Below are 12,520 nucleotides of genomic sequence, written 5' to 3'. Positions count from 1 at the left end.
GGCCACGGCTGACGCCGGGCGCACGTCTTGTCCCGTCCTGGGTGGTGTCCCCGGGGTTGCCTCGTGGTGTATTGCCTCTTGTTGACGGCAGGCCGAACAGCGGCCGAACAGCTCGTGGCGACGGCGCGCGAAGCGTGGAACGCCGCAGCAGCGGCTAAAAAGTTATAATTTAGCGGATATTGGTCAACTTCCGCAATGCGCAAGACGCCACGGCGTCACCCGAACCGCGACAATCCGGAAACCCGTTTTGAAACTACACCAGGACTCGAGCGGCGCCCTCAACACCGTCACCGGCTACGGCACCGACTACGTCGAAATCAATCTCGAACGCCACGAAAGCAGCATCATCGTGCTGCCCGACGTGCCGGTCGTCCCCTGGCCAGTGAACGCGTTCGATGCCTTGACTCCCGAACTCTTTGAAATGCTGCTGGCGAACGCGCCCGAAGTCGTGCTGTTCGGCAGCGGCTCCCGCCTGCGCTTCCCGCATCCGCGCCTCACGGCCGCGCTCGCGGCGAAGCGGATTGGCGTGGAGGCGATGGACATCCAGGCGGCCTGCCGCACCTACAACATCCTGATGGCCGAGGGCCGCCGGGTCGCCGCCGCGCTCTTGATCGAACGCTGATCCCGTTCGAGCCTGGATCGCGCCTTAAGCCCGCATTAAGCCCGCGGGCCGCGCGATGACGTACACTTGCGCGCCGCGCCTGCACGCGGCCGGCGCCGCGAGTCGACAGCGCGCCGCCGTGCCTCACGAACCCCGAACGCCATAACAGTCTGGAACCATGAACGAAACGCTTTCGAGGCCCCCGCTCAACCGCGCCGCGATCCTGCTCCTCATCGTGGCGCTCGCCGTGATCTGGTTCGTGCCACTCGGCTGGCGACACCTGCTGCCCAGCGACGAAGGCCGCTACGCCGAAATGGCCCGCGAAATGCTCGCCACCGGCGACTGGATCACGCCGCGCTACAACGGCTACAAGTACTTCGAGAAGCCGCCGCTGCAGACCTGGGCGAACGCGCTCACGTTCGCGTGGTTCGGCCTCGGCGAATGGCAGGCGCGCCTCTACACGGCGCTCGCGGGCTTCGCGGGCGTCCTGCTGATCGGCTTCACCGGGGCGCGCGTGTTCAACGCGGCGACGGGCTTCTTCGCGGCGCTCGTGCTGGCCACGGGACCGTACTGGAACCTGATGGGCCACTTCAACACGCTCGACATGGGCCTGTCGTTCTGGATGGAGCTCACGCTCTGCGCCCTGCTGCTCGCCCAGCGCCCCGGCCTGCCAAAGGGCCAGGTGCGGCTGTGGATGTGGGTGTGCTGGGCCGCAATGGCCCTCGCCGTGCTCTCGAAAGGCCTGATCGGCCTGATCCTGCCCGGCGCGGTGCTGGTGCTCTACACCCTGGCCACGCGCGACTGGGCGCTCTGGAAGCGGCTCTACCTCGTAAGCGGGCTGATCGTGTTCTTTGCGGTCGCCTCGCCTTGGTTCGTCCTCGTGCAGCAGCGCAACCCCGAATTCTTCAACTTCTTCTTCATCGTCCAGCAGTTCCGCCGCTACCTGACGCCCGAGCAGAACCGCCCCGGCGCATTCTGGTACTTCGTGCCGGTGCTGTTGGTGGGTTTTCTGCCGTGGCTTTCCGTGAGCGTGCAGAGCCTGCGCCACGCGCTCGCCACGCCGCGCCAGCCCAACGGCTTCGCCCCCGTCACGCTGATGCTGATCTGGAGCGCCTTCATCTTCCTCTTCTTCAGCGCCTCGCACTCGAAGCTGATCTCGTACACGCTGCCGATCGCCCCGCCGCTCGCGCTCGTGATCGGCCTCTACCTGCCGCTGATGAAGCGTGAACAGTGGCGCCGCCACCTGGCCGGCTACCTGTTCCTGTGCCTCGCGCTCGCCTTCGGCTCGTTCTACCTGACGCGCCTTGGCGACGCGCGCAACCCGAATACGCTCTACCGCGAGTTCCAGGTCTGGGTGTTCGCGGCGGCCGCGGTCGCCTTCGTGGCGACGGCCGTCGGCTTGTGGCTGAACCGTGCGAAGCGCACGCCGGGCACCGGCGCCGCCGCGCCGGCCATTGCCCAGGGCGCCGCCTGGCTCCTGCTCGCCACGATTGCGGGCACGGGCCACGATGTCTTCGGCACGCTCAGTTCGGGCGCGCCGCTCGCGCCCGCCGTGCGCGCCGCCATCGCGAAACTGCCGCCCGATACGCCGTTCTACTCGGTGGGCGTGCTCGACCACACGCTGCCGTTCTACGTGCGCCACACCATGACGATGGTCGAAGTCACCGACGAACTCGCGTTCGGCATCTCCGAGGAGCCCAACAAATGGATTCCGACCATCGCCGACTGGGAACACCGCTGGAAGGCGGACCGCTACGCGCTGGCACTGATCCCGGCGCAGCGCTACAGCGAACTGGCCGCGCAAGGGCTGCCGATGGAAGTGATCGCACGTGATACGCGCCGCGTCGTCGTCGAAAAGCCTGACTCACCCTGACACCGCGGCGGACGAGCGCCGCGCTTGAGCGATAATCGCGCCCGGGCGCGACCAGGAAACCGACGCCGCGCAGACACCCGCATTCGACCCCATATATAGCCGAACCCGCCCGATGATGAATCCGATTTCCCTCTTCTGCATCCTTGCCGGCGTCGCCCTGAATGCGTGCGCGCAACTGTTGCTCAAGGCCGGTGTCAATGCTGTTGGACACTTCGAATTCAGCCGTGCGAACATCCTGCCCATCGGCCTGAAGCTCGCCACCCAGCTGCCGATCATCGGCGGGCTGGGCTGCTACGTGGTGAGCGTGGCCGTCTGGATCGTCGGGCTGTCGCGCGTGGACGTCTCGATCGCCTATCCGATGCTCTCGCTCGGCTACGTGGTCAACGCATTCGCGGCGTGGTACCTGTTCGGCGAGCCGCTCACCGTCCAGCGGCTCATCGGCATCGGCATCATTCTGATTGGCGTGGTCGTGCTCGCGCGCAGCTGACGGGTGCCCTCGCACGCCACGAGCTTGCAGCCGGCGCATTGCGCCCCAACATTACAATTCGGCAAGATAGGCCATCCGCCTTGCGTTTCGCCCCATTTTTCACGAGCCCTGCACCCATGACCCAGTCCAGCGTTGCGTTCCTGCCGTTCGTCAGGCCCGAGATCGACGAAGAAACCATTCAGGGCGTCGTCGACGTGCTGCGCTCCGGCTGGATCACGACCGGACCGCAGAACCAGGCGTTCGAGGCCGCCCTCTCGGCATTCTGCGGCGGCCGGCCGGTGCGCACCTTCAATTCGGGCACGGCCACGCTCGAGATCGGCCTGCGCATCGCGGGCGTGGGCGCCGGCGACGAGGTCATCACCACGCCGGCCTCGTGGGTCGCGACGAGCAACGTGATCTACGAGGTGGGCGCCACACCCGTCTTCGCCGACATCGACCCCGTCACGCGCAACATCGACCTCGACAAGCTCGAGGCCGCCATCACGCCGCGCACCAAGGCCATCATCCCGGTGTTCCTCGCGGGCCTGCCCGTCGACATGGACCGGCTCTACGCCATCGCCCGCCAGCACAAGCTGCGCGTGGTCGAGGACGCCGCCCAGGCATTCGGCGCCACGTGGAACGGCAAGCGCATCGGCGCGCTCGGCGACATCGTCTCGTTCAGCTTCCACGCGAACAAGAACCTCACGTCGATCGAAGGCGGCGCGCTCGTCCTCAATGACGAAGCGGAGGCCGTGCTCGCCCAGAAGTACCGCCTGCAGGGCGTCACGCGCACCGGCTTCGACGGCATGGACTGCGACGTGCTCGGCGGCAAGTACAATCTCACGGATGTCGCGGCCCGCGTCGGCCTCGGCCAGCTCCGGCATCTCGAGCGTTTCATCGAGCAGCGGCGCAAGCTTGCGCGGGCCTATTTCGCGGGCTTCGCGGGCGGCGCGGCGGTAAAGCTCGGCGTCGGCCTGCCGGTTGTGGACTTCGCGAACAGCAACTGGCACATGTTCCAGATCACGCTGCCGCTCGAGCGCCTCGCCTTGAGCCGCGCGGGATTCATGGAGCAGTTGAAGGAACGCGGCATCGGCTCGGGCGTGCACTACCCGGCGATCCATCTCTTCACGCTCTATCGCGAGCGGGGCTTCAAGGCAGGGATGTTCCCGCACGCGGAGCGGTTCGGCGCGACCACGGTCACGCTGCCGCTCTTCACGCAGATGACGGAAGACGACGTGGCGCGCGTGTGCCGCGCCGTGAACGAGATTTGCGAGCAGTACAGCCTGGGCTGAAAGCCCGACTTGCCGGCCATGGCAGCACGCGCGTACGGCGCAGGCCGAAGCCTTGACAGGGAAAGGCCCGTACACATGACCGCAACACCACGCGCAAGCGCTACGAATACATACGGAAAAGACGCACTCATGAGTCAAACGGAACAACGCACCTTGACGAGGCTAGAGCCGGAAGTCTCGGTCATCATTCCGGTCTACAACGAGGAAGCCGGGCTCGCGGCGCTGTTCGCGCGCCTGTATCCGGCGCTCGACAAGCTCGGCGCGGCGTATGAAATCATCTTCATCAACGACGGCAGCCGCGACCGCTCGGCGGCGATGCTCGCGGAGCAGTTCCGCGCGCGCCCCGACACTACGCGCGTGATCCTGCTCAATGGCAACTACGGCCAGCACATGGCGATCCTCGCCGGCTTCGAGCAGGCGCGCGGCGAGATCGTCATCACGCTCGATGCGGACCTGCAGAACCCGCCGGAAGAAATCGGCAAGCTCGTCGAGAAGATGCGTGAAGGCTACGACTACGTCGGCACGATCCGCATGCAGCGCCAGGACAGCCTGTGGCGCCGCAAGGCTTCGCAGATGATGAACCGTCTGCGCGAGCGCATCACGCGCATCAAGATGACCGACCAGGGCTGCATGCTGCGCGCCTACAGCCGCCACATCATCGACACCATCAACCGCTGCGGCGAGATCAATACGTTCATCCCGGCGCTTGCCTACACGTTCGCGCAGAACCCGGTCGAGGTCGAGGTCGCGCACGAAGAGCGCTTCGCGGGCGAATCGAAGTACTCGCTCTACAGCCTCATCCGCCTGAACTTCGACCTCGTCACCGGCTTCTCGGTCGTGCCGCTGCAGTGGCTGTCGTTCATCGGCGTGATCCTCTCGCTCGGCTCGGCCGGCCTCTTCGTCCTCCTGCTGATCCGGCGCTTCATCATCGGCGCGGAAGTGCAAGGCGTGTTCACGCTGTTCGCCATCACGTTCTTCCTGCTCGGCGTGATCATCTTCGCGCTCGGCCTGCTCGGCGAGTACATCGGCCGCATCTACCAGCAGGTGCGGGCGCGTCCGCGCTATCTCGTGCAGACCATCCTCGAAGAGCGCAACGGCGAGGCCGTCGCTGCTGCGCCGCGTCAGGACGTGGTCCAGCCCGTGCAGCCAGCCGCGCAAGGCGTGGGGATGCAGAAATGAAACCGCGCGCCGTCGTTTTCGCCTATCACAACGTCGGCGTACGCTGCCTGCAGGTGCTGCTCGCGGGCGGTGTGGACGTCGCGCTCGTGGTCACCCACGAAGACAGCCCGACCGAAAACATCTGGTTCGGCAGCGTGAAATCGGTGGTCGAAGAGCACGGCATCGACGTCGTCACGCCCGCCGACCCGAAAGGCGCCGAGTTGCGCTCGGCCGTTTCCGCGGCGCGCCCGGACTTCATTTTCTCGTTCTACTACCGGCACATGCTGCCGACCGACGTGCTCGCGCTCGCCGCGCGCGGCGCGTACAACATGCACGGCTCGCTCCTGCCGAAATATCGCGGCCGCGTGCCGACCAACTGGGCGGTGCTCAACGGCGAAACGGAAACCGGCGCGACGCTGCACGAAATGGCGGCGAAGCCCGACGCGGGCGCGATCGTGGCGCAAACGCCGGTGCCGATCCTGCCCGACGATACGGCTGCCCAGGTCTTCGACAAGGTCACGGTGGCCGCCGAGCAGACGCTCTGGCGCGTGCTGCCGGCGCTCGTCGCCGGCGAAGCGCCGCACCTGCCCAACGATCTCTCGCAGGGCAGCTATTTCGGCGGCCGCAAACCGGAAGACGGCCGCATCGACTTCGGCCAGAGCGCCCAGCAGGTCTACAACCTGATCCGCGCCGTCGCGCCGCCCTATCCCGGCGCGTTCACGGATATCGGCGGCGAACGCTTCGTGATCGCCCGCGCGCGCCTTGCCCGACCGGGCGCGATGCCGGCGGCGCTTTCGGGCGCGCTGTCGGGCCGATTGCCCCCCGGTATCCACGTAAGCGATAATGCGCTTTTCGCCCTCTGCGGCGATGGCCGCGCCATCGCGATCCACGAACTGCGCCGCGAGCGCGACGGCGTACAAACCGTCGTCAGCCCCGCCGCATTCGCCGAACTCACTTCATCCGCTTCCCGTCAATGAAAAAAGTCCTGATCCTGGGTGTGAACGGCTTCATCGGCCACCACCTCTCCAAGCGCATTCTCGAAACCACGAACTGGGAAGTGTTCGGCATGGACATGCAGACGGACCGCCTCGGCGACCTCGTCAAGCATGAGCGGATGCACTTCTTCGAAGGCGACATCACGATCAACAAGGAGTGGGTCGAGTACCACGTCAAGAAGTGCGACGTGATCCTGCCGCTCGTCGCGATCGCCACGCCCGCTACTTATGTGCAGCAGCCGCTGCGCGTGTTCGAGCTCGACTTCGAGGCGAACCTGCCCATCGTGCGTTCGGCCGTGAAGTACCGCAAGCATCTCGTGTTTCCGTCGACCTCGGAAGTCTACGGCATGTGCTCGGACGAACAGTTCGACCCGGACGCCTCCGCGCTGACCTACGGTCCGATCAACAAGCCGCGCTGGATCTACGCGTGCTCGAAGCAGCTCATGGACCGCGTGATCTGGGGCTACGGCATGGAAGGCCTGAACTTCACGCTGTTCCGTCCGTTCAACTGGATCGGCCCGGGCCTCGACTCGATCTACACGCCGAAGGAAGGTTCGTCGCGCGTCGTGACGCAGTTCCTCGGCCATATCGTGCGCGGCGAGAACATCAGCCTCGTCGACGGCGGCGCGCAAAAGCGCGCGTTCACCGACATCGACGACGGCATCGAAGCGCTCATGAAGATCATCGAGAACAAGGGCGGCGTGGCCTCGGGCAAGATCTACAACATCGGCAACCCGACCAATAACTTCTCGGTGCGCGAACTCGCGCACAAGATGCTCGCGCTCGCCGCCGAGTTCCCCGAGTACGCGGAAACGGCGAAGAAGGTGCAGCTCGTCGAAACGTCGTCCGGCGCGTACTACGGCGCGGGCTACCAGGACGTGCAGAACCGCGTGCCGAAGATCGACAACACGATGCAGGAACTCGCCTGGGCGCCGAAGTCGAGCTTCGACGACGCGCTGCGCAAGATCTTCGAAGCGTACCGCGGCCACGTGGCCGAGGCGCGCGCCCTCGTCGAGCAGCAATAACGCCTCGCGCGAAGGACCCTGGCACTTGGCCCGCATCGTCCTCAAGATCGACGTCGACACGCTGCGCGGCACGCGCGAAGGCGTGCCGAATCTCGCCCGCATCTTCGACTGCTACAAGGCGCGCGCAACCTTCCTCTTCAGCCTCGGCCCGGACCACACGGGCTGGGCGCTGCGCCGCGTGTTCCGCCCGGGCTTTCTGAAGAAGGTGTCGCGCACGTCCGTGGTCGAGCACTACGGCGTGAAGCAGCTGATGTACGGCGTGCTACTGCCCGGTCCCGACATCGGCGTGCGCGCCGCGGCCGAGATGCGCGCGATCCACGAGGCCGGCTTCGAATGCGGCATCCACACGTGGGATCACGTCTACTGGCAGGACAACGTGCGCGTTCGCGAGCGCGACTGGACCGTGCGCGAGATGCAGAAGAGCCACGAGCGCTTCGCGCAGATCTTCGGCGCGCCGCCCGTCACGCATGGCGCGGCCGGCTGGCAGATGAACGAAGCGGCGTTCGAGCAGATCGACGCGTGGGGCATGCGCTACGCCTCGGACGGGCGCGGGCACTCGCCCTATCTGCCGGTCGTGGAAGGCCGCACGCTGAACCACGTGCAGATGCCGACCACGCTGCCCACGCTCGACGAAGTGCTCGGCGTGGATGGCGTCGACACCGGCAGCGTTGCCGCCTGGATGCTCAAGCTCACGGAAAACAACCCGCACGACCAGGTGTTCACGCTGCATGCGGAGCTGGAAGGCCAGAAACTCGCACCGGTGTTCGAGCAGCTGCTCGCGGGCTGGCGCGCGCAGGGCCACACGTTTGCCACGATGGGTGACTACCATGCAACGCTGGACCGCGATTCGCTGCCATCGTACCCTGTTACCTGGGGCGAGATCACCGGCCGCTCCGGCCAGTTGATCGTCCAGCCCGACTGAATTCGCCGTCCGCACGCGTTTTTCGAGTCTCTCTCGCGTCCCGGACGGCGTCGTCCCGGCAATGCGCCGCGCCGCCCTCGCGCTACGCCCGACAATAACAACCGGAGGACCTCGTGCCCATCGCAGTCGACCAACCCGTTCCCGACTTCACCGCACCCGCTACCGGCGGCGACTTCACGCTTTCCAGCCTCAAAGGCAGCAAGATCGTGCTGTACTTCTATCCGAAGGACAACACCCCGGGCTGCACGACCGAGGGCTTGCAATTCCGCGACCTCAATCCGAAGTTCAAGAAGGCGGGCGCGCAGATCGTCGGCGTGTCGCGCGACAGCGTGCGCTCGCACGATAACTTCAAGGCCAGGCTCGAATTGCCGTTTACCTTGGTATCGGATGGCGATGAAGCGCTGTGCACGCTCTTCAGCGTCATCAAAATGAAGAAAATGTATGGCAAAGAAGTACGTGGCATCGAACGCTCCACCTTCCTCATCGACGCCGCTGGCGTGTTGCGCCGAGAGTGGCGCGGCATCAAGGTTCCGGGCCATGTCGACGAGGTCCTGGAGGCTGTACAAGCGCTTTGAGGCGCGTTATATTGGGCTGCAATGAGTGCCTGTCCACCCCATTTTTATTCGCATTGCCGCGGTTTCGCCAACGGTCACAGGATGACCGCTCAAGCCCTACCGCGCCGCGAAGCAGTCAAGCCGCTTGCCTCGTCAGTCGGGGCGGCGGCTTTTTTGTTTGTTCTCACTCCCTCTACGCCGCACCGGCCTAGCGACCCGGCGCGCGTCTACGTCAAGGAGCCGATCGAAAACCAGGCGAACCGGCATTTCCAGACCTGAGCGCGCACCCAGCGCGACAGCGGCGGGCGCCCACCCGGCATCCGAGCGCGTCGCCCGAAAGCGCACCGCACGGTTAACACCGCGCCCACTCGACCCGATTTTTTCGAGGGACACCATGCCTTTGCCTACCCCCCCCAGCAAGCTCGGCAATCTGCTGCCGCCCGAGGAATACAAGGCGCGCGCGCGGACCACGCGCAGCACGCGCAAAACGGCGAGCGACAATGACGCGCTCGACGTTGCCGAATACGGCGCCGCGAGTGTCGCCGAGCCGATGACGCCGGCCGCCAACGCCGCCACGACGTTGCGCACGGTGCCGCTGCCCGTCGGCGGCGCGGAGCTGGCTGCGCTCGAACCCGTGGCGCCCGCACCCGCCCGCAAGCGCAAGCAGACCGCGGCGCTCCTGCAGCCCATGGAAGCGGATGTCGAAACCGAAGCGCCGATTGCCCGCAGCGGCAAACCGGGCGCGGGCAAGACCGCCGGCGCGACGCCCGCACCGGGCACGCGCGGCACCGCGAAAAAACGCCTGCATCCGGAAGAAGGCACCGAAGTGCGCAAGCTCTTCGTGCTCGACACGAACGTGCTGATGCACGACCCGACCTGTCTCTTCCGCTTCGAGGAACACGACGTCTATCTGCCGATGATGACGTTGGAGGAACTCGACAATCACAAAAAGGGCATGTCGGAAGTGGCGCGCAACGCGCGCCAGGTGAGCCGCACGCTCGACCAGCTCGTTGCCAACGCGGGCCCGATCTCCGAAGGCATTTCGCTGGCGCGCCTCGGCAGCCGCGAGGCGCTCGGACGCCTGTATTTCCAGACCACGCTCACGCACATCGATCCGGTGGACGGCCTGCCCGAAGGCAAGGCCGACAACCAGATCCTCGGCGTCGTGCGCGCGCTGCAGCGCGACCGGCCGGACCGCCTTGTCGTGCTGGTGTCGAAAGACATCAATATGCGCATCAAGGCGCATGCGCTCGGCCTGCCCGCCGAAGATTACTTCAACGACCAGGTTCTCGAAGACAAGGACCTGCTCTACTCGGGCATCCGCGCGCTGTCGCAGGACTTCTGGGCGAAGCACGCCAAGGGCATGGAATCGTGGCAGGACACCAAGTCCGGCACGACCTACTACCGCGTGACGGGTCCCGAGTGCGCGTCAATGCTCGTGAACGAGTTCGTCTATCTGGAGCCGCAGAACGGCGAACCCGCGTTCCACGCGATCGTGCGCGAGCTCAACGGCAAAACGGCGCTCCTGCAGACGCTACGCGACTACGGCCACCACAAGAACAACGTATGGGGCATCACGGCGCGCAACCGCGAGCAGAACTTCGCGCTGAACCTGCTGATGAATCCCGACATCGACTTCGTGACGCTGCTCGGCCAGGCGGGCACGGGCAAGACGCTCGTGGCGCTCGCGGCCGGCCTTGCGCAGGTGCTCGACGACAAGCGCTACAACGAGATCATCGTGACGCGCGCGACGGTGCCCGTCGGCGAGGACATCGGCTTCCTGCCGGGCACGGAAGAGGAAAAAATGCAGCCCTGGATGGGCGCCTTCGACGATAACCTCGAAGTGCTCCAGAAAACCGACGACGCCGCCGGCGAATGGGGCCGCGCCGCCACGCAGGAACTGATCCGCTCGCGCCTGAAGGTCAAGAGCATGAACTTCATGCGCGGCCGCACGTTCGTCGACAAGTATCTGATCATCGACGAGGCGCAGAACCTGACGCCGAAGCAGATGAAGACGCTCGTCACGCGCGCGGGCCCGGGCACGAAGATCGTCTGCCTCGGCAATATTGCGCAGATCGACACGCCGTATCTGACCGAAGGCAGCTCGGGCCTCACCTACGTCGTCGACCGCTTCAAGGGCTGGGCGCACAGCGGCCACGTCACGCTCGCGCGCGGCGAGCGCTCGCGCCTCGCGGACTACGCGTCGGACATCCTGTAAGCGCGTTCCACACCCTCTGAGCAACCCCCGAAGGACCGTTCCGGATCGCCGGATACGGTCCTTTTTTTATAACGTGGCGTGCCCGGGAAGCAACATCTTTTGTACGAAGTTTAAGTAAATTATCAAGAATTCTTGCGACAGCCCCGCCAGCCGGGCTACTATCGGCGCATTACCGGCTATCCCCCGGGTGGATGTCGTCGCCCGAGCGTTGTTTCATGCGCCGACTCTGGCTTCCGTTACTGATCGTGATTTTTCTGGCTGCCTGCTCCAGCGCGCCGGAGCGGGTTTCGCGCAGCAGCGGTTCGTCCACGACCGCCGATGCCTGGCGCACCCGGCCGCCGGGCTTCCCGGATTTCGTCGACCACAGCATCGGCCGCGAGGAAATCTCCATCGAGGCCATGGGGCTCGTGGGCATACCCTACCGCTGGGGCGGCAATACGCCCGACAGCGGCTTCGATTGCAGCGGTCTCGTCAAGTACGTGCTGGCGCGGGCCGCCTCCGTGGACCTGCCGCGCACCACCGCGGAAATGAGCGAGCGCGGGCAGAGCATCGACCCCGACGAAATCGCGGCCGGCGACCTCGTGTTCTTCAACACGACCGGACGACCGCATTCACACGTGGGCATCTATGTGGGCAAGCTGCGCTTCGTGAACGCGCCTTCGACCGGCGGGACCGTGCGGCTCGACTATCTGACCAATCCCTACTGGGCGAAGCACTTCGACGGCATTCGCCGGATGGCGCCGCCAAAACAGACGCCGGCGCCGTTTGAGACGCCGACCTGGGAAGCGTCCGCGCCGGCGCAGGGTCCCGGCGCCGCGACCGCGGTCATGCCGGCACCCGCGCCGGTGGTAGCGACGGCTGTCACGGCGCCTCCTGCTGCGCGAACCGCTCCCGCCGATCAGAACCGGCTGACGGCTGCCGTAGCGCCAGTTGCCGTCGCACCTGCCTATACCCCGGCTACGACCCCGGCGCCGGCCACGCCCACAGCCGCGCAGGCCGATGCGTTCGAGCCGCCGCCCGCAACGCTCGGCGCGGCTCAAATGCAGGCGCGTCAAGCCGGCGCAGTTGCGCCAGGCGTGGCTGCGCCGGTTGCCGGCGTGGCCGCCAATGGCGGCAGCGCGCCAGCGACTTCAACAGCCCCGCCCGCCCCAACCGCAACTGCCGCGCAACCCGACCCGATCGACGCTGCGGCGGATGCCTTCGAACCACCGCCGCCGGCCGCCGCCACGGCCGAACGCCAGGCTGCGCGGGCCGGCTCGGCGGCCGTCCAGCCCGCCGCCGAACCGGTGCAGATCATGCGCGCTTCGACAGCAGGCACCGCACAGCGCGCCCCCACGCAATCGAGCGACGACCCTATCGCCCGCTTCGCCAACGGCGGCTACTGACGCCCCGCACCTCGCAACACCGCATGGCGCA

11 protein-coding genes are annotated in these 12,520 nt (G+C 66.3%); all 11 read left to right on the top strand.

All coding sequences use genetic code 11. The features are described 5' to 3' along the window. Positions 1 to 247: 247 nt before the first annotated feature. The 11 genes from BAC01S_RS25115 to BAC01S_RS25065 all read left to right on the top strand — a co-directional run bounded on the left by BAC01S_RS25115 (position 248) and on the right by BAC01S_RS25065 (position 12,489). Positions 248 to 622: an Mth938-like domain-containing protein gene (locus BAC01S_RS25115; RefSeq protein WP_027797240.1), complete on the top strand. Its 375-nt coding sequence runs from the start codon at positions 248 to 250 to the stop codon at positions 620 to 622. A gap of 157 nt (positions 623 to 779) precedes the next feature. After that, positions 780 to 2,474 carry a glycosyltransferase family 39 protein gene (locus BAC01S_RS32555; protein WP_043203632.1) on the top strand — a complete coding sequence of 565 codons (1,695 nt, stop codon included), beginning with the start codon at positions 780 to 782 and terminating at the stop codon, positions 2,472 to 2,474. Positions 2,475 to 2,589: 115 nt separating this feature from the next. Beyond that, positions 2,590 to 2,961 (top strand): SMR family transporter, encoded by a 372-nt coding sequence (locus BAC01S_RS25105; RefSeq protein ID WP_027797239.1) that lies wholly within the window; start codon positions 2,590 to 2,592, stop codon positions 2,959 to 2,961. A 116-nt stretch (positions 2,962 to 3,077) separates the two neighbouring features. Beyond that, entirely contained in the window at positions 3,078 to 4,232 is a 1,155-nt protein-coding gene (locus BAC01S_RS25100; RefSeq protein WP_027797238.1) for a DegT/DnrJ/EryC1/StrS family aminotransferase, read from the top strand. 129 nt (positions 4,233 to 4,361) lie between these two features. Next, positions 4,362 to 5,411, top strand: a complete 1,050-nt coding sequence (locus BAC01S_RS25095; RefSeq protein WP_027797237.1) for a glycosyltransferase — start codon at positions 4,362 to 4,364, stop codon at positions 5,409 to 5,411. Further along, entirely contained in the window at positions 5,408 to 6,367 is a 960-nt protein-coding gene (locus tag BAC01S_RS25090) for a formyltransferase (protein WP_027797236.1), read from the top strand. The genes BAC01S_RS25095 and BAC01S_RS25090 overlap by 4 nt, the downstream gene beginning before the upstream one ends. Beyond that, positions 6,364 to 7,410, top strand: coding sequence for a bifunctional UDP-4-keto-pentose/UDP-xylose synthase (locus BAC01S_RS25085; RefSeq protein ID WP_027797235.1), 1,047 nt, complete (start codon positions 6,364 to 6,366; stop codon positions 7,408 to 7,410). The genes BAC01S_RS25090 and BAC01S_RS25085 overlap by 4 nt, the downstream gene beginning before the upstream one ends. A gap of 25 nt (positions 7,411 to 7,435) precedes the next feature. Further along, entirely contained in the window at positions 7,436 to 8,332 is an 897-nt protein-coding gene (locus BAC01S_RS25080) for a polysaccharide deacetylase family protein (protein ID WP_027797234.1), read from the top strand. A 113-nt stretch (positions 8,333 to 8,445) separates the two neighbouring features. Next, complete coding sequence (locus BAC01S_RS25075; RefSeq protein ID WP_027797233.1) at positions 8,446 to 8,907, top strand: peroxiredoxin; 462 nt, start codon at positions 8,446 to 8,448, stop codon at positions 8,905 to 8,907. Between the two features lie 373 nt (positions 8,908 to 9,280). After that, entirely contained in the window at positions 9,281 to 11,104 is a 1,824-nt protein-coding gene (locus BAC01S_RS25070; protein ID WP_027797232.1) for a PhoH family protein, read from the top strand. Between the two features lie 215 nt (positions 11,105 to 11,319). Then, positions 11,320 to 12,489 (top strand): C40 family peptidase, encoded by a 1,170-nt coding sequence (locus BAC01S_RS25065; protein WP_027797231.1) that lies wholly within the window; start codon positions 11,320 to 11,322, stop codon positions 12,487 to 12,489. The last annotated feature ends 31 nt before the right edge of the window (positions 12,490 to 12,520 follow it).

It is taken from the genome of Paraburkholderia acidipaludis NBRC 101816 (genome assembly GCF_000684975.1).
Classification (GTDB): domain Bacteria; phylum Pseudomonadota; class Gammaproteobacteria; order Burkholderiales; family Burkholderiaceae; genus Paraburkholderia; species Paraburkholderia acidipaludis.
Note: the sequence above shows the minus strand (reverse complement) of the source record. Positions and strands in the feature narration are given on the sequence as shown.

Coding starts and splice junctions, on each gene's coding strand:
- BAC01S_RS25065 (WP_027797231.1), top strand. CDS start 11,320: ATGCGCCGACTCTGGCTTCCGTTACTGATCGTGATTTTTCTGGCTGCC.
- BAC01S_RS25090 (WP_027797236.1), top strand. CDS start 5,408: ATGAAACCGCGCGCCGTCGTTTTCGCCTATCACAACGTCGGCGTACGC.
- BAC01S_RS25100 (WP_027797238.1), top strand. CDS start 3,078: ATGACCCAGTCCAGCGTTGCGTTCCTGCCGTTCGTCAGGCCCGAGATC.
- BAC01S_RS25105 (WP_027797239.1), top strand. CDS start 2,590: ATGAATCCGATTTCCCTCTTCTGCATCCTTGCCGGCGTCGCCCTGAAT.
- BAC01S_RS25085 (WP_027797235.1), top strand. CDS start 6,364: ATGAAAAAAGTCCTGATCCTGGGTGTGAACGGCTTCATCGGCCACCAC.
- BAC01S_RS32555 (WP_043203632.1), top strand. CDS start 780: ATGAACGAAACGCTTTCGAGGCCCCCGCTCAACCGCGCCGCGATCCTG.
- BAC01S_RS25095 (WP_027797237.1), top strand. CDS start 4,362: ATGAGTCAAACGGAACAACGCACCTTGACGAGGCTAGAGCCGGAAGTC.
- BAC01S_RS25070 (WP_027797232.1), top strand. CDS start 9,281: ATGCCTTTGCCTACCCCCCCCAGCAAGCTCGGCAATCTGCTGCCGCCC.